At 71.7% G+C, this 18,814-nt stretch carries 13 protein-coding genes; 2 read left to right on the plus strand and 11 right to left on the minus strand.

Annotation, left to right across the window (positions count from 1 at the left end):
* Positions 1–2 precede the first annotated feature (2 nt).
* On the minus strand, positions 3–1,529 hold the full coding sequence (locus WME85_RS36350) for a hypothetical protein (protein WP_437827671.1): 1,527 nt from the start codon (positions 1,527–1,529) through the stop codon (positions 3–5).
* Positions 1,526–2,185, minus strand: coding sequence for a Maf family protein (locus WME85_RS36355; RefSeq protein ID WP_437842431.1), 660 nt, complete (start codon positions 2,183–2,185; stop codon positions 1,526–1,528). Before WME85_RS36355 ends, WME85_RS36350 begins: the two co-directional genes overlap by 4 nt.
* 167 nt (positions 2,186–2,352) lie before the next feature.
* On the opposite strand from WME85_RS36355, the gene WME85_RS36360 reads away from it, so the two are divergent.
* Together WME85_RS36360 and WME85_RS36365 are read left to right on the plus strand one after the other, a co-directional pair.
* Positions 2,353–4,377: an OmpA family protein gene (locus tag WME85_RS36360; protein WP_437827672.1), complete on the plus strand. Its 2,025-nt coding sequence runs from the start codon at positions 2,353–2,355 to the stop codon at positions 4,375–4,377.
* Positions 4,374–5,246 (plus strand): PPC domain-containing DNA-binding protein, encoded by an 873-nt coding sequence (locus WME85_RS36365; RefSeq protein WP_437827673.1) that lies wholly within the window; start codon positions 4,374–4,376, stop codon positions 5,244–5,246. The genes WME85_RS36360 and WME85_RS36365 overlap by 4 nt, the downstream gene beginning before the upstream one ends.
* Before the next feature lie 50 nt (positions 5,247–5,296).
* On the opposite strand, the gene WME85_RS36370 is transcribed toward WME85_RS36365, so the two are convergent.
* From WME85_RS36370 to WME85_RS36410, 9 genes are all read right to left on the minus strand, one after another.
* Positions 5,297–5,812, minus strand: coding sequence for a polysaccharide biosynthesis/export family protein (locus WME85_RS36370; protein ID WP_437752909.1), 516 nt, complete (start codon positions 5,810–5,812; stop codon positions 5,297–5,299).
* 77 nt (positions 5,813–5,889) lie between these two features.
* Complete coding sequence (locus tag WME85_RS36375) at positions 5,890–7,278, minus strand: hypothetical protein (RefSeq protein ID WP_437827674.1); 1,389 nt, start codon at positions 7,276–7,278, stop codon at positions 5,890–5,892.
* A gap of 38 nt (positions 7,279–7,316) precedes the next feature.
* The gene (locus tag WME85_RS36380) at positions 7,317–7,892 is read right to left on the minus strand and encodes a hypothetical protein (protein WP_437827675.1); all 576 of its coding nucleotides are present in this window, start codon (positions 7,890–7,892) and stop codon (positions 7,317–7,319) included.
* Between the two features lie 229 nt (positions 7,893–8,121).
* Positions 8,122–9,501 carry an AgmX/PglI C-terminal domain-containing protein gene (locus tag WME85_RS36385; protein WP_437827676.1) on the minus strand — a complete coding sequence of 460 codons (1,380 nt, stop codon included), beginning with the start codon at positions 9,499–9,501 and terminating at the stop codon, positions 8,122–8,124.
* A 259-nt stretch (positions 9,502–9,760) separates the two neighbouring features.
* A complete protein-coding gene (locus WME85_RS36390; protein WP_437827677.1) occupies positions 9,761–10,342 on the minus strand; it encodes a hypothetical protein in 582 nt (193 codons plus the stop codon).
* A gap of 22 nt (positions 10,343–10,364) precedes the next feature.
* Positions 10,365–10,613 carry a hypothetical protein gene (locus WME85_RS36395; RefSeq protein ID WP_437303650.1) on the minus strand — a complete coding sequence of 83 codons (249 nt, stop codon included), beginning with the start codon at positions 10,611–10,613 and terminating at the stop codon, positions 10,365–10,367.
* A gap of 14 nt (positions 10,614–10,627) precedes the next feature.
* Entirely contained in the window at positions 10,628–11,989 is a 1,362-nt protein-coding gene (locus WME85_RS36400; RefSeq protein ID WP_437827678.1) for a tetratricopeptide repeat protein, read from the minus strand.
* Positions 11,986–16,404 carry a tetratricopeptide repeat protein gene (locus WME85_RS36405; RefSeq protein ID WP_437827679.1) on the minus strand — a complete coding sequence of 1,473 codons (4,419 nt, stop codon included), beginning with the start codon at positions 16,402–16,404 and terminating at the stop codon, positions 11,986–11,988. The genes WME85_RS36400 and WME85_RS36405 overlap by 4 nt, the downstream gene beginning before the upstream one ends.
* Positions 16,401–18,809: a tetratricopeptide repeat protein gene (locus tag WME85_RS36410; RefSeq protein WP_437827680.1), complete on the minus strand. Its 2,409-nt coding sequence runs from the start codon at positions 18,807–18,809 to the stop codon at positions 16,401–16,403. The genes WME85_RS36405 and WME85_RS36410 overlap by 4 nt, the downstream gene beginning before the upstream one ends.
* Positions 18,810–18,814: the final 5 nt, after the last annotated feature.

Below are 18,814 nucleotides of genomic sequence, written 5' to 3' on the forward strand. Positions count from 1 at the left end.
TGTCAAAGTAGCTCGTCTCCTGACCCGCCGAGGGGCGCAGAGACCGCGGCGCCCGCCGCGGGCGGCGCGCCGGCGCGAGGCGGGTCCGAGCCCTGCCGCGCAGCGGCGAGGGCGGCGAGCCCGGAGAGGAGCGGGAACGCGACCAGCGCGTAGCGCCCCGCGCCGAAGAACACGGCGTGCGTCGCCGCGGTCGCGGCGAGCACGGCGAGCGCGGCGAGCGCGAGCAGCGGCGCCCGGAGGAGCGCGCGGCCATGGAGCAGCGCGAGGCCGAGCAGCGCGATGTAGCCCACCCACGCGTGGACGTGCAGCGCGGCCGCGACGCCGAGCGCGAGCAGCGCGATCCGAGCGAGCGCGAGCGCACGCGCGCGAGCGCGGCCCTGGGGGGCGCCTGGCGCTCGCGCAGGTAGGCGAGCTGCCCACACGAGGGCGAGGAGGAGGACGGCGCGCTCGAAGACGGTCTCGACGGCGCCGAGCGCGACCTTGTCGGCCTCGGTGAAGGCGTCCGGGTTCGAGGCATGCAGGTACCACCCGGCCGCGCCGCAGTAGTCGAACGTCGCCGCGAGCTTCCGGGGCACGAGGCCGAGCCATGCGCCCGGGTGCTCCGTGATGTAGCGGCGCGCCTCGCGGCCGAAGCAGGCGTCCTTTCCGGCCTCGTCGAAGACCTCGCGGCACGCGTCGGGCACCTGGATGGGCGACCACGCCCCGGTGGAGGCCGGGTCCGCGCCGATGAGGAGGTTCCAGCCGCCGTTCACGCTGACCAGCGCGCACTGGTTCATCCGCACGCAGTTGCGCGCGGTCCAGGGCGCGCACACGAGGAGCGCCGTGGCCACGGTGAGCAGGACGGTCGCCGCGCGCCGCGCTGCCCGTGCGGCGAAGCCGCCACGAGGCCGGGGGCTGCCACTGGGCGCAGGGCCCGACAGGGCGAGGCAGGCGAACACGGGCGCGAGCAGCAGCGCCTGTGGGCGAACGAGGGTGGCGGCGCCGACGAGCAGCCCGATGAAGGCGAACGGGGCGAGCGCGGGGCGGCGATCGCGCGCCCACGCGGACGCCCACGCCGCGCAGGTGACGAGCGCGCCGGTGACGCCCTCGGTCATGAGGGCCGGGGTGTACGCGAAGAGCCCGGGGTGGAGGGCGACGAGCGCGCCCGCGAGCGCGGGGACAGCGCGCGAGCGAGGCGCAGCGCGGGACGCGAGGCGATGGACGGCGAGCGCGGCGAGCGCGCCGAGCACGGCGTTCAGCAGCATCGCGACCGCGGGGCGCGCGCCGAGCAGCGCGTACAGCGCGCCGACCGCGCCCGGATAGCCGACCGGATAGTGCGCGGCGTACGTGACGACGCCGTCCGGCCACAACCACGTGTAGCCGAGCCCCGCCGCGATCCGCTCGGCGATGCGCTGGTAGTAGGTGCCGTCGGCGGTGGGCGGGAAGCGCCCGGCCGCCCAGATGACGACGGCGAGCCGCACGGCGAGGGCGAGGGCGAAGATCGCGCCCCCGTCGCGCCGACGCGCGGCGGCCGGTGCGTCGGCGCTCATGACGAGCGCGCGGGCGACAGCGGAAAACGCGCGAGCAGGCCGGTGGCCCGCAGCGCCGCGATGACCTCGCACGCGGGCAGACCGACGACGTTGGAGTACGAGCCCTCGATGCGCGCGACGGCGAACGCGCCGACGCCCTGGATGGCGTAAGCGCCGGCCTTGTCGAGCCCCTCGCCTGTTGCCGCGTACGACGCGACCTCGTCCTCGCCGAGCTCGCGGAAGCGCACCCGCGTCGTGACCGTCTCAGCGTGGAGCGCGTCGGCGCTGCCCGCGACGGCGTCCGGAGCGGGAGGGTGCTGCCCGCCGCCGGCGATCGCGAACCGGGTCCAGACCTGGTGCTCGCGGCCCGAGAGGGCGCGGAGCATGGCGCGCGCGTCGGCCTCGTCCCGCGGCTTGCCGAGGATGGAGTCGCCGAGGATGACCGAGGTGTCTGCGACGAGGATCGCGCCGGCCCCGGCCGCCTGCTGCAGGCGCAGCGCGGCCGCGAGCTTCGCCAGGGTGATCCGCTCCAGGTAGGCGGCGGCGCCCTCGTCGGCGCGCCCCGCCTCGTCGACCTCGGCTGCCGCGACGCGGAGAGGCAGGCCGAGCGTGGTCAGGATCTCTCGCCGGCGCGGCGAGCCGGAGCCGAGCAGCAGCGGATGCGTGTCGTCGATCATGGTCGTGCGGACGCCGGCGGCGCCGGCCCCGGCCGGGCGTGGTCCTAGCACGGCGCGCGAGCGAACGCGGAACACAGCGCGCGCGGGAGCGCCGGGCACCCCCTGGATCACATCGAGACGATTGCTGTTTTGACTCTCCCCCCGGCAGTAGTAGAGGGTCGGGCGCGATGCGCGCCAACTGGAGGGTGCCGGCACGTTCAAGCCTCCCGCTGCTGGTGGCCTCTGGCGTCTTCATGGCGGTCTCTCTGCCGGCTCCGGTGCGAGCGGGCGAGTGCGCGCCGGCGAACGGGCTGTCGGGCTGCATCGACGCCGACAACCTCTGGCCACACGCGGGCGCCGGCCCCTTCTTCGCCGTGGGCAGCACGGCGACGGCTCCGGGCGCGAGGGCCTCGTTCGGCCTCGTGGCGAGCTATCTGTCGCGTCCGGTCGGCCTGCGCGTCGCCTCGCCCGACCCCGGCGGGACGATCGTCCATCTGCTCGACAACATGCTCGACGCGACCTTTCTGTGGTCGTTCGGGCTCACGGATCGTCTCGAGGTGACGATCGCCGCTCCTGTCACCCTGTACCAGGACGGCTCGGGCTTCTCCGATGTCCTCGGCACCACCGACGTGGAGCTGCAGCGCAGCGTCTTGCGCGACACGCGCCTCGGCGCCGCGTTCGCGATCTTGCCGCCGCCGCTGCAGGGCTCGCCCGACGGCTTCTCGCTCGCCGCGCGTCTGGAGCTGGGCCTGCCCACCGGCGACGAGACCGTGTTCGCCAGCGCCGGGACGGTCACGTTCGCGCCGAGCGCCACCGCGGCGTATCAGCTCGGCAAGCTCAAGCTCGCGGCCGAGATCGGGGCGCGGCTCCGCGGCTCGAGCACGCTCGTGAGCACGACGGTCGGCTCGCAGCTCCTCGGCGCGCTCGGCGCCGCCGTCGACGTGCTCCCGGACCGCTGGCTCACGGCCTCTGCGGAGGCGTTCGCCCTCTACACGCTCGCCGAGCAGCCCGCAGGAGGCGCGGCGCCGGTGCCGGCGGAGTGGATCGTCTCGGCCACGAGCGCCCCGCTGCTCGCCGGCGACATCTCGCTGTCCGCGGGCGGCGGGAGCTCCATCCCGTTCGCCTCCGAGGGCGCCCTCACCGCGCCGCGCTTCCGGTTCAACCTGGGGGTCCGCTACGCGCCGACGGGGCGCGACGCGGACGCGGACGGCGTCCTGGATCGCGACGACAAGTGCCCGCTCGTCGCGGAGGATCGCGACGGCTTTCAGGACGGCGACGGCTGCCCCGATCCCGACAACGACGGCGACCGGATCCCCGACGAGCGCGACAGGTGCAGGGACGAGGGCGAGACCGTCGACGGCTTTCAGGACGGCGACGGTTGCCCCGACGCCGACGACGACAGCGACGGCGTCCCCGACGACGACGACGCCTGCCGGAACGCCGCGGAGGACCGCGACGGCTTCCAGGACAGCGACGGCTGCCCCGATCCCGACAACGACGGCGACGGCATCCCGGACGAGCGCGATACGTGCCCGAGGGGCGCAGAGGACGCCGACGGCTTCAAGGACGACGACGGCTGCCCCGATCCCGACAACGACATCGACCAGGTCCCGGACGGCAGCGATCAGTGCCCGGGCGAGCCCGAGGATCGCGACGGCTTCCAGGACGACGACGGCTGCCCCGAGCGCGACAACGACGAGGACGGCGTGGCTGACGCGGCCGACGCGTGTCCCGCGACAGCCGAGACGATCGACGGGACGAACGACGCGGACGGGTGCCCCGAGCCGACCGGCAGATCCTTGCCGCAGTGGTCCGGCGATCGGGTCACCCTCGACGGCCTGGCCCGCTTCCCGGCGGGGAGCGCGCGCGTGCCGCCGGCCCTCGCGGCTCAGGTCGGCATGATCGCCCAGCTCATGCGCGGGCGCATGCCCCTCGACGTCATCATCGTGGAGGCCTACCCCGATCGCCAGGGCGATCAGTCAACGCGCGCGATCGAGCTCGCTGGCGCGCGCGCGAGCGCCGTCAAGGAGCTCCTCGCGAGCGCAGGTATCCCGGCGGACCGGATCACGGCCGCCGCTGGCGACACATCGGCTAAGCGCGCGCCTGGCGCGCCCCAGATCGAGATAACGGCGACCCGCGTCCGGCGCTCGGAAAAAGCCCCCCGCGCTCCGGGCGCAGCCTCCTCGACGACCGGAGAGAAGAAACTGCGATGAATGTTCTCGAGGCACGCCGTGCCCGTCATTTGATCATCCGCCTCGATCGAGGCGAGGAGCTCCCTGCCGCGCTGGTGCGCGCCCTCGACGAGGCAGAGGCGCGCGCCGGCTGGATCGAGGGGGCGGGCTCGCTCGAGCAGGCGGAGATCGCGCTGTTCGACCAAGCCTCCCGCACCTACGCGAAGACGCGCGTCCTCGACGGCCCCTGCGACGTGGTGGCGCTCTCGGGGAGCATCGCGCTCCAGCAGGGCGAGACGTCGCTTCGCCTGTCGGCCACGCTGGCCCGCGAGTCCGGCGTCGGTCTCCAGCTCGCCGCCGGCGAGCTCGTGTGGGCGCGGGTCTACGGGCTCGAGCTCCGCGTCACCGCGTTCGACGACCTGCCCCTCGTCCGGGTCTTCGACGATCGGACGGGCCTCACGCAGCTCACCGCCCAGTCGACCACCCTGCCGGCGATCGTGGGCGAGCCGCCTCGCGCTACGCCTCCGGGGCAGCCCGCGGAGCCGCCCCGCGTTGCGCCGCCGCCGCAGGCCGCGGAGCCACCCCGCGCCGTGGTGCCTCCGGCGCCAGCCGGTGAGCCGACCCGCGCGGCGCCAGCGGCCGCCGCCGTGGAGCCCGCCGCGGTGCCGCTGCCGCAGCGCCCGGTTCGCCGCCGCCAGGAGGAGGAGGCCTATCCGGAGGTGGGCGACAGCGTGACGCACTTCCACTTCGGCGAGTGCACCGTGATCAGCTCGGACGGCGAGCGGATCCGCCTGCGCCAGGAGCGCGACGGCCGCGTGCGCGAGGTCTCGCTGACGATGCTCCGCATCGAGCCGCCCACCGTGGATCCGGCGACCGGCAAGAAGCAGTTCCGCCTCGCGCGGAAGAACTGAGCGCGCCGCGCGCCACCTCGGTCGAGAGGTGGCGGCCGGCGCGTGGCCGCTCAGAAGACGCGCTGGGCGATGTGGATCGAGTCCCCTGCCTGGAGAGGCACATCGGGGATCTTGTTGTCGATGATGTCCTCGACCGAGACCGTGGCGAACACGGTCTTGCCCTGGGACTTCCTGCGGATCGTGACGCGATCCTTGTTCGCGATGCTGTTGAACCCGCCCGCCATCGAGATCGCGCGGAGCAGCGTCATGCCCGGCTGAAGCGGCAGGGACCCGGGCTTCTGCACCTCGCCGAGCACCTCGACCCGCTTCGAGTTGTACTCCCGGATGCTCACGCTCACGCTGGGGTCGGTGAGGACCTGCCCCTCCATGAGCTTCGCGCGCACGAGCTCCGCTACCTCCTGAGGCTCCAGGCCCGCGACCTTGAGCCGCTTCACGTACGGTAGGTCGACCGTGCCGTCCGGCGCGACAGTGAACGTCGAGGGCAGCTTGTCTTCCCCGACGATGCGGAGCTCGAAGACGTCTCCGACGCCGATGGTCGTGGCCTCCACCGGAGGGGGGAGGTTCACTGGCTCGGGCTGACGCGATGAGCAGGCCGCGATCGCCAGCGCGAGCAAGGCGGCAGTCCACTGACGCGAACGCCGCATCACATGAACCAGCGCACGCCCAGGTAGGCTTCGAACTGCTGCCACCCGAGATAGTTCGGCACCGTCGTACCGAGAGTGGTCAGCGCGGTGCTGCTGATGTTGTTGCCGTACCGCAGGGTCGAGTTGATCCCCAGGGAGTCTCCTATCCGGTACTCGCCGAACAGAGAGGCATCGATGCGGATATCGGTCCACGGCGCCACAGGTTCGACACTCTGGTGGCTTTCCGGGATCCCGGGATACACGTTGGCTGCCACGCCTCCGTCGGCGATCAGCAAAAAGCGTCCGCCAAAGAAGTAGGTCAGCTTGAGGTAGCCGCGATTGCGCTCGTAATAGCTCCCGAGGAAGCTGTCTTGGAAGTCGCGCGTGAAGCCGGCCGACAGGGAGGACAGCGCGAGCGTCGCCGCCGCCGGGTCGGTGCCCGGATTCGGCGTCAGGAACCACTTCAGCTCGAGCTGGCCGATGACGCTGTCGAAGTCGTTCACGACGGCCGTGTCGCTGGTCGGCGTGTAGAAGCTCGCGCCCCAGCCGGCCATCGCGAGGAGACCGAACGACGATGTCACGAGACCGTTGATCCCGAGCTGCGCGCGGAGGGGATGAGAGGAGCTCTGGGAGGTAGGGTTCGGGTAATCGACGAACCCCAGCGACGCGTCGTAGATGAGCGCGGTCCGCGGCAGGAAGCGCCAGCGGCCCCGCGTCCGGATCACGTGGTGCAAGTTCGTCAGGCCTTCGAATTCGTCGACCTCGAAGAACGTGCCCTGGAAGCGATAGCCGAGCCGCCAGTCGAATAGCCCCCCGCCCGGCGTCCACACGAGCTCCGCCCCCGCCTCGGCGTGGATGCGCCGGAAGCTCTGGTTGGATATCCCCAGATCGGAAGAAGCGATGGTCCGGCCGAGCGACCCGTCGAGGACCGCGGACCACGGGCGCCGGGGCAGGATCGTCAAGTTGGCGTCGAGCAGGCCGCCGACGTTCCGCTGCTGGCTCAGCCGCTCTTGCCCGGTCTCTGTCCCGGATACCGGGAAGAACTCCTCGTAGGTCGCGGCGATACCGCCGCGAAACTCGACGTCCGGCGGCGGCGCGTCGGGCGTCACCTCCTGGCGCTGCTGGCTGAGCGTAGAGAGCGAAAAGGAAGGCGTGATCCGGAGCCGCAGCGAGCCCACAGGCCCGACATCATCCACGCCAGCCCGGTCTTCTTCGTCTCTGCGGAAGAAGTTGGAGTCATAGCCGAACTCAGCCGCGACCCCCGGGTGCAGCTCGAGGTCGCCAGCGCGTATCCCGATACCCTCGGTGTAGCGGCGGTCCTTGAGCCAGGGCTGATCCTGGGCCAGGGCCAACGCCGGGGAAAGAGTGAGGGCTATTACGGCAGCGGCTATGGTTTCACGAAGTTTCATCGCCTATTGGGCAGTGGCAATCCGAGAGAGGCGGTCGCCTACCGAAAACAGCTACTGCACGCAGGCGGCTCGATGATGATCTGGCTGACCGGGTACTCCGAAGGATCGTCCTTGGGGAGATTCGGATCGATCGTGGCGGTGACGGCGCTATCGCCGATGAAGCCCGCTTCCTGGCCGATGCACTGGTTGGCCTCAGCGGTCAGCTGCTCGGTCCGCTGCCGGAGCACCGTCAGAATCGTGAACTCGTGGTTGGAGAGGTCGGCGTCGCGCCGGTTCACGGCGAGCTCCAGCCCCTGCCGCCGTTCGCGGGCGGACCGGATGGCGACGTCGATCTGATTCAGCTTGTCGTTCAGGCAGAGCGTCTTCACGACATCGCGCTGCGAACGGGCTGTCTCTAGCTGCCGGCGGACCGACGTGCGGGCCCCGTCCATCCGGGCGAGGAAGGTCTCGCTCTGCGCGAGCTGCTCCGCCGGGGAGAGGGTCACCTGCCGCGCCAGGCCCGCGGATGCGTCCGGCGGAGGCGCCGTCTGCGCCTGCGCAGCAGCGATGCCGTGGCCGACCACGACCGCGATCAGCGCTACTGCTGCAAAGCTCGGGATCTGTTCGCGCTTCATCGAAGCCTCCGAAAGTCAGGCCCGCGCAGTATAGGTGCGGGCAGACGTAATTGTCAAAACGCAATGAGCATGCCGAGCAGCGAACAACTCGAACCCATCAGGCGGTTCCGTACGATGTTCTTCCCATTGGATGCGCGACATCGGCTTGGATGCGCGACATCGGCACGCCATTCACATTGGGCGAGGAAAGAGGATTGCGTTTTGTCCACGGATTCAGGTGCGATCGGGGCTACTGGCTCACGAAAGTGACAGGAATCACGACCGTCGCGCCGCCACCTTCGGGTGGAGCGAACTGCGCGCTCTGGACGCGGGCGACGACGCAGGAGACCACCGTCCCGGAGAGCCCGGAGCCGCCGGAGGGGGTGGCCGAGATCACCTCGCCATTGGGGCCGATCTTCGCCGTGATCCTCACCGAGCCCTTCATGCTCGGATCCTCCTGGAGCCCCTTGTTATAGCAACGACGGAAACCGGCGGTCATCCCGGCCACGATGGAGGGCGCGTTGGAGACGCTCCCGCCGGAGACGGCGGCGCCGCCGACCTGGGCGTTGCCCACGGGCCCCTTGACCGTCTGCGCCGAGCCGGCGGTCGCAGGACCGCTGGCGCCCGTGTTGCCGATGCTCGCGAGGCCACCGCCGCCCGCCGCGCCAGGACGCACCGTGCCTCCACCGGCACCGCCCATGTTCAAGCCTGCCACCCCGCCCTTTCCGACCCCGGACCCGGAGGCGGCCGCATTCTCGAGGAGGCCGGTCGGCACGTCGCCCGAGCTCAGGACGCTGGCGGTCGCGTTGCCGCTCGAGTTGAGCGCGCCCAGCATCTGCATGTCGAGCTGCGCGAGCTCGTTGGTGAGCGCGGAGGCGCGGGCGTCGCTCATCCCGCCGGAGCCCTTGGCCGGGCCGGCGGCCGCGCCCTTGTTGCCGCCGCCTGCCGCCTTGGGCGCCTCGGCGGTGGGCGCCGCGCTCGCGGCCGGCGCGTCGGCGTTCTCCTTGGGCTGCTCGACCACCGGCGGCGGGGGCAGCTGCTTCACCGACTCGAGCAGCGCCGCGACGTCGACCTCGTCGTCGACGACCGGATCCATCCAGTCGGAGTAGATCGACCCGACGGCGCCGAAGTGGAACAGGAACGAGAACGCCGCGATGATCGTGGTCGTCCAGTCGATGTCGTTCGCGATGCCCGTCTTCACCGAGACGGGCAGCTGCGGCTTGGGCTGCACCGGCGGCGGCGCGACGAACTGGAAGAGGAACGTCGTCTCGCCGACGACGATCTTGCCGCGCGCCTCCTCGCTGAGCTGGACCTGATAGGCGTTTCCGTTGCTCGCCGGCGCGCGCTTGGCGGACGACTTGAGCGCGGAGAGCTCCGAGACGCCGGCCTTGAAGGCGACCCGGCCGGTCATCCCGTCGAGGAAGTTGAGGAAGTACTCGCCCCCCACGAGCTCGAACAGCCGAAAGCTCGGCGGGATGCTCTTGCTCGGGATGACGAACATGCTCTTTTCGCTGGGACCGATGGTGACGTGGGTGCGCTGCTTGATGACGCGCTCCTCGATCACCTTCCCCCCCTGGACCAGGCCGATCCTGAGGACCTTCGGGCCGGTCACCGGTGCGACCGCCCGCATGACCGCGGTCATCTGCCCGGGTTGCCCGGGGCGCGACGGGGTGGGTTGCGGGACCTGCTGGCTCATTCCAAGGGACTCCGGGAGAGAGGGGACGAAGCAGGGGGCGACGGCGCGCGCGGCGCGAACGGCGAGGCGCCGCGCTCCGGGGCCGGGCGGGCCCCGGGCCTCGGCCCGCGGGAGCAGCGCTGCGCAGCGAAGGGCACCACAGCTCGCGAGGGTACACGCACACGCGGGGGCGGTCCAGGAGAGCGCGCCGCGCTCAGGGGCGCGCGCGGCGCGAACGGCGAGGCGCTGCGGAAGGCGCCCTCGCAGCTCCGTCGAGCGGTCCGATGACGACGTCGACGAGCGCGTCGATCGCCTCGCGCTTCCGCGAGGCGGCGGCGCGGCCAGCGCGCCCCGCCGCCGCGGACGCGATCGCGCCGGCGGCCCCCGCGCCGAGGACGAGCACGATGACCGAGGGGCCGGCCTGCGCGAGGAAGGAGAGCGTGGCCAGGAGCAGCGCCGAGAGCGCCGACAGGCGCGCCGCCGCGCGCGGCCACCCCGCGCCGACGTCGAGCCGCTGCTCGATCTCGACGAGGAGGTCGTTCGCCGCCGCGATCTTCGCGCGCGGATCGGCGGCGGACGCGACCTCGCAGGCGAGACGGTGCTCCCAGCTCTCCGGCGGGGAGCGCCTCGCCAGCTCGGCCAGCCGGGTTTCGACGGGGAGCGCGCGGAGCGAGCGCGTGAGCGCCATCAGGTCCGCGCCGGTCGCGCGCGCTACCTGCGCCGGGTGCTTCCACGAGACCGCGGCACAGGCGCCGCTCGCCGCGATCGACAGCGCGATGATGAGCAGGGCGAGCACCGCGCCGCCTCTGGCGCGCGCGCTAGAACGGCTCCTTGAAGATCGCCTGCTCGATGCGGTCCAGGAAGGGCTGACGCAGCTCGGCGAGCGTGAGCTTCGGCTGGATCCGGCTCACGTCGACGGCCGCGATGGGCTTCTGGATGCGGCCGGTGATCGTCACCTCCGCGAGCGTGATGACCCCGCGCTGCTTGCCCTTCTCCTGCGCGCCCGCGCGCTCGCCGTGAAAGAGGATCGCGAGCAGGACCGAACCCAGCGCAAGTGCCTTGTACATGCTCATGGTCTCCCTCACGTGTCGGTCGCGGCGTCGGCGACGCCCCCGTCGGCCGGGGCAGCAGCAGGAGGAGGAGCCGCGGGCTGAGCTGCGGCCGCGGCCGCGTTGAGCTCGCCCTCCTTGAGCTTGGCCCGGTTCAGGAGCTCCTCCGAGTCGTCGCGCTGGCCCTTGTTGCGCAGCTCCTGGAACTTCGTCAGCGACTTGATCGCCTCCGCCACCTGCTGCTTCGGCGTCATGCCGGGGACGCTCGGGGCAAACAGGTAGAGCAGGCCGAGGTCGTAGTGGACCTGCGGCAGGTTCGGGTTGCGGGCGAGCACCCAGTCGAACTCGCGCTTCGCGTCGGCGTAGCGCTCGAGCAGGCGGTAGGCGTCCCCGAGGTTGAGGTGGGCGGCGATGTGCTCGGAGTCGAACCGGACGGCGCCCTCCAGCAGCGGCAGCGCCTCCTGAGCGTTGCCCGCCTCGAGCAGGTAGGTCGCGAGCTGCACCCGGGCCTCGACGAGGTCGGGGCGTCGCGTCACGGCCTTGCGGAACTCCTCGAGCGCCGCGGCGCGCTGGCCCTGCTCCCGGTAGATCAGGCCGCGGAGCAGCAGCGCCTCGGCGTTGTCCCTGTCGCGCGGCGGGTTCTCGCTGACCGGCTCGAACCCGTCGAGGATCGCCTGGAGCGCGTACAGCGCGAGATCGAGGCGCCGGTTCCGGTAATGGTCGCGGGCGATGATGACCATCGCCGGCCGGTAGTCCGGGTTGATCTTCAGCGCCTCCTGCGCGAGCCGCTGGGCCGAGCCGGTGTCCCGCTGAAGCGACTTGATCTCCGCGAGCGTGGCCGCCACGGCCGCCGACTTCGGCATCTGGCCGCGCTTCTCGTTCAGGAGCCGCTCGGCCTCGCCGAGCTGGTCCTTCCTGGCGAGCAGCATCGCGTACGCGATGATGGCGGGCTCGTAGTCGGGCACGAGCGTGAACGCCTGGCGGTAGCTCGCGCCGGCGGCCCCGTCGCGCAGCCGCTCCTGCACGACGCCGAGCGAGTAGAAGGCCTGGTGCGCGCGCGGGTCGGCCTGCGTCGCTTGCGTGAACAGCGCCCTCGCGTTGGCGAGATCGCCGTTCGCGAACGCCTGCAGGCCGCTTTGATAAACCGCCGCCGCCCGGGCGTTCATGGCCGGGTGCGTCGGCTGCGCGGGCTGGTCGTAAGGCCGCGCCGAGCTCGGCGCGTCGTTCATGCCGTACGGCGCCTGGACGGGCGGCTGCGCCGCGCCGGCAGGACCCGCGGGGCGGGTGGGCACCTTGGGCGGCGGCGTCGCCTCGTCGCCGCAAGACGCGAGGACGAACGGCGACACGGCCGCGAGAAGGATGGCGAGGAGGGCGGCAGGGAGGCGGCGCTTCATGGCACGACCGGCAGGGGCAGGGGGAGGCCGTCGGGCGCGAGCGGCGGGGTCATGCCGGGCCGCGTCCGGAGGAAGAGGCCATCCTTGTACTCGAACGGGCGCTTCGTCTCGGGATCGATGATCCCCTGGCTCCACTCGCGGAGCTTGGCGTCGCCGAGGATGTCCGTGAAGAACGCGAGCCGCTGGATCGCAGTATCCACCGCCGGGCTCCGGACCTTCCACGCCTTCGCCCAGACGACGGACTCGACGTAGAACTTCACCATCGCCATGTCGGCGTCGGCCAGGAGCCGCTCGCGCGCGGCGCGCCATTGCTCGCGCCGGTTCTGGCGGAGCGCGTCGGCCGTCTCCTGGAGGTCCTCGCGATCGCTCGTCTCCGCGAGCTTGAGCAGCTTCTCTTCCTTGTCCGTGTAGAGCCGCAGGCCCGGCGGGCGGGCGTTGTAGAGGCCGGTGCGGCATGAGTCGTAGAGCGAGCCCTGCCGCGCGCGCGCAGCGGCCGACCAAGGGCGCGACTCGTACGCGGTGATGACCTCCTGGAGCTCCTTCCAGTACCTGTCGTTGGCCTTCTTGATGTCGGCCTCGAAGGCCCGCTTCACCTGGTCGATGACGCCTTCGTAGCGGTGGTGCCCGGTGTCGTAGTCGAACTCGGCCTTGATGCGGTCATCGATGGCCTTGTAGGCGCACTCCGCCGCCATGTCGGCCTGCAGCGACCCGAGGGCCTTCGGCTTGTCGCCGGTCGCCGCGTTCCGGAAGGACGTGAACGCCGTCATGGTGTTCTTGCACCACTCGCGCGCCCGTGCGTCGCCGGCGGCGGTGCGCATCTTGGACGCGTGGTACGCGGCCTGGACGACGTACCCGCTCGCGGCCGGGTTGTTCTTGTTGGCCGTGTAGTAGGCCTCCATCGACTGCGTCGCCTTGGTGCGCGCGGCGCGGTTCGGGCCGTCGTCGGAGCCCTGCTCGTCCCAGGCCTTCAGGTCCGCCGACGCGACGAGGAAGTCGATGTCGGCCTTCTGCTCGGGGGGCGGGTTCAGGCTCATGAAGGTGGCGCGCGAGGCGGTCATCTTGTCGCGCTCCCCGATGTTCGCGTAGAGCAGCACCGAGTTCCGCGCCGCGTCCCGGCGCGCCGCCTGCTCGAACCGCGGGTTGCGCGCGATGGTGTCGTAGGTCTCGGCCGCGCTGCGGTAGTTGAAGAAGAGGACGTACGCGGCGGAGAGCGCGTCGTAGGCCTGCTTCAGGTACTTCACCCGCTCGGCGTAGCGCTTCGGATCGGGGTTCTTCGGGGGGCTCGCGTCCGGGTCGCCCTTCTCGAGCTTCGCCAGGTTCGCCTCGTTGCCGTACTCCTTGATGAACAGGGAGTACATCTCGATGGCCTGGTCGTAGTCGCCGACCTGCTTGTAGCAGTAGGCGCCGTTCATCGCAGCCTCCGGCGCCTCGTCGCGGGCCGGCGCCTTCTCGAGCGCGACCCGGTAGAGCGCCGCGGCCTCGCGCCAGGCGGCGACGCGCGCCGGGCCGTCCGGCATCTTCTCGGCCTTCTCGAAGGCCCGGGCCGCGTCGAGGTAATAGCCGCGCGAGATCGTCGGCCGGGCGATGTCGCCCTCCTTCAGCTTCTGCTCCTCGCTGACCGCGCAGCTCCGCGTGAGCGCCGCCTCGGCGAGCTTGCGGCTCTGCTCGACGTTGTTCTCGAGGTTCGACATCGTCGTGAGCCGCTCCCACGCCTTGTAGCCGAACTCGGTCTTGCCGCACTGCGTGTCGTAGATGGGCTCGAGCCGCCGGCGCGCCTCGGCGAACTGACCGTAGAGGAAGTAGTAGTCGGCCGCCTGGAACGCGTAGAGGTCGATGTTCTTCGGGGCGTCGAGCGCGGGCGGGACGCGCTGGATGTACTCGTCGCGCGCCGTGACGGCCGCCTGCACCTGCGAGGGCAGCGGCTCGGCGAGCACGCGCTGCTCGTCGCCCTCGCCGACGATCTTGAGCTTCTCGCGCGGCTCGAGGCCCTCGGCGCCGTTCGTCCGCTGGAAGAGCTTGTGTCGATCCAGGAGCGCCTGGTGGGCGGTGTCGACGACCATGTACGCCGCGGGCTGCAGGTACTTGTCGTCCTCGTTGGAGTCTCGCACGCCGACCGCAGAGCTCCTCGCCAGCTCGATCTCCTGAGCCGTGGGCGAGCGATCCATGGCCACCGTGATCACGACGACCATGTGGTGCGCGTCGGCGAGCCAGTACCGGCTCTCGTACGCGTCGGGGGCGTTCTCGTCCTGGGCCAGGTAGCCGGACCAGCCCTGCGCGGCGAGGCGGTACTCGCTGAGCGCGCGCTCGAAGATCGGGTCGCGCGTCTCCTTCTCGTTCACGGTCAGCGCCTGCTGCACGAGGGCGCTGCCGGCGTTCGTGTGGTCGGCGGCGGCCCGGCGGAGCCCGCCGCGCACCAGCCGCTCCGCGGTCTGGATCGCCTCCGGATCGTCCTTGTTGGCCTCGACCCACGGGGTCATGCCCACGTACTGGGCGAGCTTCGTGCGCGCCTCGAGCGCCTTCGCCGAGTTCAGCGCCCGCTCGGCCGTCCCCTCGCGCGACTGCGACGTGAGCGTGTCGTAGATGTCCGCGATCTGGTTCTGGACGACGGGCGCGTCGCGGTGCATCGGCCACTTCTGGAGGATGATCTCGCTCACCTCGATCGTGTTCCGATACTGGTTGAGCTCCTTGAACTCCATCGCGAGCGCCTTGTAGATCTCGACCGTCCACTTCTGATCCTGCGGGATCAGCTTCGGATCCTGGACGCGCTCGATGGCGATCCGCATCTTCTGCTCGGCCATGCGCGGGTCGGTCTCGACGTCGAGGACGTCGTTGCGCGGGATGTAGGGCTCGTCCGGGCCGGGGCCGACGAAGTCGAGGTACGTCAGCGAGCCGGCGATGTAGGTGTACGCCTCTGCCCGGAAATCCGCGCCAGGATCGCCCGTCAGCTTCTCCTGTTCGTCGGTGTAGCGGAGCAGCTCGATGAACTGGCGAACCGAGGTCTCGTAGCGCTGCTGCTTGAAGTACGTCCAGGCGAGCTTGTACATCGCGACGCCGTGGACAGGGGGCTTCTTGTACTTGATGGACTGCCGGTATCCCGACTCGGCCCTGTTGTAGTTGAACGGGCCGCCAGCGCGGTCGATCTCGTTGAAGTGGTAGTCGCCGATCTGCCACCAGACCTCGGCGATGTAGCGGGGCTCGGCGCCGAGCGCCGTCTTCTGGGGGATCGGCTGGCAGTCGTCCGGATAGGGATCGACATAGGCCGTCTCGTCCTCGACGGCGGGCGCCTGTCCCCTCGCGGCCCTGCGCGCGGGCTGGACCCGGCCGCCCGGCGTGGAGCCGATGGGCGTCGGGTGGCGCGCCTCCCAGCCGGTCCAGTAATCGGCGTCGTGGTCCTGAGGGAGCTTGCCGACGGTGTCGCGCGTCGGGTCCTTCGGATCGGGCGCGACGGGGTACGGGTACTTGTTGTGGCACACGAGCGAGCGCCACACCTGCTGCGCCTCGGGGAAGCGCACCGAGTCGTTCAGCGCGTGGCCGAGGTAGTAGTAGATCCCGGCGAGCTCACGGTACTGCGGGAACTCGCTGATGACGCGCTTGTAGAGCGCGATGGCCGGGAGCAGCGCGACGCTGAGATCCTCGCTCACGTCGGAGTCGGTGCGGGCGCGCTCCTCGTAGAGCGCGGCCAGGCGGAACATCGCGTCGGGGGTGTTCTCCGGGTGAGCGTTCGGGCCGCTGTAGCGCTGGACGAACACCTCGAGCCGGCGGATCGCCTCTTCCCGGGCGTCGCGGAGCCCCTTTCGCTCGGTCTCGATCTCGCGGTCGAGCGACGAGAGGATGCGGCGCCGCCGATCCTCGTAGTGGTGCTGCACGATGCGCGTGATGGCGCTGCGGTAGTCGCGGGCCGCCTTCTCGTAGGCGCCCGCCTCCTTCTCGAGCGCAGCGAGCGCGGCGAGCTGCGCGGGCGTCGGGGGCGGAGGCGGAGGCGCCTGCTTGCGCCCGGCGGCCATCGGGGGCGCGAAAGGTTGCACCGGCGGAACCGCGGCCGGCGGCGCGGCGGCGGCTGACGGCGCGGCGGCGGCTGACGGCGCGGCGGCAGCGGACGCGGCGGCGCCTGGCGTGGCGCCTGCCGCCGCGGGTGCTGCGCCTGGCGCCGCCGCGGTCGGCGTCGTCGCAGGGACGGCGGAGGTCGCCGGCGCTGGCGACGGCTGGCCGCCCGGCTGGGAGAGCGCGAGCGGCGCGACCGCCAGCACCAGCGCCAGGCTGGCGAGCCCGAGCGCGCCGCGCGGGCGACGGCGCCCCGCCCGCACGACGCCGAGCGGGGCGCGCGCGGCCCCCGCCCCGACGATCTGCGCCCGTGCCCCCGCGCGCGGCGCGTCAGCGATCTGCGGCGCGCTCGCGCCGCCGTGCTCCTTGCTCACTTCTCATCCTCCGGATCGCCGCTGTCATCGAGGACCTCGTTGAGCTCCTCCTTGAGGACCCGATCCTCCCGGGCGCGCTCGACCTGCAGGCTGCGGACACGCGTCATCTGCTCCTCGCGGACCTCCCACGCCTCCTCGGTGATGCCGACGTCGGCGCGCAGGATGATGTTCTTCAGCCGGTCGCGGACGAGGCCGAAGTTCCTCATCGCGACCTCGCCGACGACGAGGCGCGCCTCCCTGTCGAGCGCCTCGAGCTGCACCGAGTAGTGCACGACGCTCGCCGTCTCCCGGCCGACGATCTGCCGGAGGCCCGCGGACTTCTGGGCGACCTCGCGCTCGATCTCGCCGAGCGCCGCCTCGACCTTCGCGTCCGCCGCGTCGCCGGCGCGGAGCACCGGCGTGATGCGCTGCGCGTACGCGGCGAGGTCCTGGCCGCCGGCGCCCGCCGCGGCCAGCTCGACCTCGCGCGTCAGCGCGTCGCGGTGGGCCTTCCGGGTCTGCGCGTCCTCGATGAAGCGCTGATCGCCGAAGCCGACCTGGACCCGGCCCGCGCTGATCTGCCTGCGGAGCACGTCGGTCTGCTGCCGGTAGAGCGCGAGATCGCGCTCGTTCTGCGCGAGCTCGTGCTCGAACCGCGCGACGCTCGCGGGGTCCCGCACGACCCCGGCCTGGGGGCCTTCGCGCAGCACCCGCCGGAGCCCGTTGATCGTCGCCTGCAGCGTGTCCATCTGCAGCGTCAGCTGCTGCAGGCGCTGCGACTGGGTGTTCCACTGCCTGATCGCCTGCGTCTCGCGCTCCTGGAAATCGGCGTCGGAGACGGGCACGCGCGCGAGGCGCTTCTCCAGCGCGCGCCGCCTCGCGCGCACGCTGCCGATCTCGCCCGAGAGCGAGCCGTCCTCCACGTCGTCCATGCCCTGGCCGAGCGCGAGGCGCGCCAGCGCGACCCGGTTCAGCAGCGCGAGCGCCCTCTCCTCGCCGGCCCTGAGCTCCGGGAACGCGCGCACCCGGTTCGGCGAGCTGAGCACCGCGTTCAGCTTCTCGATGAGCTCGTTCGACTGCTTGATCAGGTCGCGGCAGTGGTTGATGTCGTCGATCACCGCGAACGCGGCCGGGCCGTCCTCGGCCTCGCGCGCCCACTGCACCGCCAGCGGCGGGAGCGCGGAGGTCGTGTCGAGCGCCTCGAGTTGCTCCTGGCTCAGCTTGTCGTAATAGACCGCGGGATCGCTCGTCGAGCCGAGGAAGGCGTCCACGCGCACGCGCATCGGGTCGTACGTGGCGCGGACCCCCTCGTACACCTTCAGCGCCTTCTCGAAGCGGCCGGCGCGGAGCATCAGGTCGCCGCGGAGCAGCGAGCCGTCCGCGATGTTCTGGCTATCCGGCTCGGCGATGGCGAGGATCTCGAGCGACCGCTGGGCGCGATCCACGTCGCCCAAGCGCACATACACCCAGGCGAGCTCGTAGAGCATGGTCCCGAACTCGGGCGAGAGGCGATCGATGTGGCCGTACGCCTGTACGGCCTGGGCCCACTGGTCGGCCTCGTAGAAGAGCCGCCCGATCGCGAGCCACGCGAGGTCGATGACGCGCCGGTGCTCCGGGGTGTCGGCCGGCAGCTGCGTCACCCGCTGGAACTGGTCGATCGCGGCGACGTAGCGGGTCTTGGGCACCGCCGGGGGCGCGTCGCCCTCCTTGAGCGGCTCCGGCGGGGGCGTCGCCTCCTTCACCGCGATCAGGCCGAGCAGGTACCTCGCCTGGTGGAAGTACTCGCTCTGCGGGTCGACCGCCCCGAGCGCGGCCTTCGCGCCGCCGAAGTCCTTCTTCACGTAGAGGCCCTTGCCGCGCGCGTACGAGAGGGCGCTCCCCGCCGTGCCGGACGGGACGCTGTTCATCGACGCGAAGATGGCGTCGAGGGCGTCGTAGTCCTTGATCCGGAGGCAGATGTCCACGAGCCGGCCGAGCGCCTTCGCCTGGTAGGCGGCGAAGCGCGGCTCGGCGCCGCTGGCGACGATCCGCTGGAAGACCCGGCGCGCCGAGAGGTACTGCTTCGAGCGGAAGTACGTCTCGCCGAGCATCGACAGCGCGTCCGGGAAGGCCGTCGGGTGGTCAGGGTACTTCTCGACCACCTGGTTCAGCACGTTCGTCGCGCGCTCGTAGTCCCTGGAGCCCATGAGGAGGGCGGCGTCCGCGATGCGCTGCGCCGGGGTGCGCTCCTCGCCGCGAGACTTCTGGATCGCCGCCTGGATGGCGCCGAGCCCGGAGGAGACGCTGCTGATCTGCTGAGACGCGCTCGTGTAAGCGCGCTCGGAGTCCAGGGCCCACGCATCGGAAGGGGCCGCGGCCGTGGCCGCGCCGATCGTGAGCAGGCCAAGCAAGGCAGGGATTACCCGCGATCCGGAGTCCCAGGTCATGGCGA

The organism is Sorangium sp. So ce1153, from assembly GCF_051521595.1.
In the GTDB taxonomy this organism is placed as follows: domain Bacteria; phylum Myxococcota_A; class Polyangia; order Polyangiales; family Polyangiaceae; genus Sorangium.

What these genes read in the sequence shown, in the direction of transcription:
- WME85_RS36375 (WP_437827674.1), bottom strand. Translation starts at nt 7,278, where the DNA reads ATGAAACTTCGTGAAACCATAGCCGCTGCCGTAATAGCCCTCACTCTT.
- WME85_RS36385 (WP_437827676.1), bottom strand. Translation starts at nt 9,501, where the DNA reads ATGCGGGCGGTCGCACCGGTGACCGGCCCGAAGGTCCTCAGGATCGGC.
- WME85_RS36395 (WP_437303650.1), bottom strand. Translation starts at nt 10,613, where the DNA reads ATGTACAAGGCACTTGCGCTGGGTTCGGTCCTGCTCGCGATCCTCTTT.
- WME85_RS36400 (WP_437827678.1), bottom strand. Translation starts at nt 11,989, where the DNA reads ATGAAGCGCCGCCTCCCTGCCGCCCTCCTCGCCATCCTTCTCGCGGCC.
- WME85_RS36350 (WP_437827671.1), bottom strand. Translation starts at nt 1,529, where the DNA reads ATGAGCGCCGACGCACCGGCCGCCGCGCGTCGGCGCGACGGGGGCGCG.
- WME85_RS36365 (WP_437827673.1), top strand. Translation starts at nt 4,374, where the DNA reads ATGAATGTTCTCGAGGCACGCCGTGCCCGTCATTTGATCATCCGCCTC.
- WME85_RS36355 (WP_437842431.1), bottom strand. Translation starts at nt 2,185, where the DNA reads ATGATCGACGACACGCATCCGCTGCTGCTCGGCTCCGGCTCGCCGCGC.
- WME85_RS36360 (WP_437827672.1), top strand. Translation starts at nt 2,353, where the DNA reads ATGCGCGCCAACTGGAGGGTGCCGGCACGTTCAAGCCTCCCGCTGCTG.
- WME85_RS36410 (WP_437827680.1), bottom strand. Translation starts at nt 18,809, where the DNA reads ATGACCTGGGACTCCGGATCGCGGGTAATCCCTGCCTTGCTTGGCCTG.
- WME85_RS36380 (WP_437827675.1), bottom strand. Translation starts at nt 7,892, where the DNA reads ATGAAGCGCGAACAGATCCCGAGCTTTGCAGCAGTAGCGCTGATCGCG.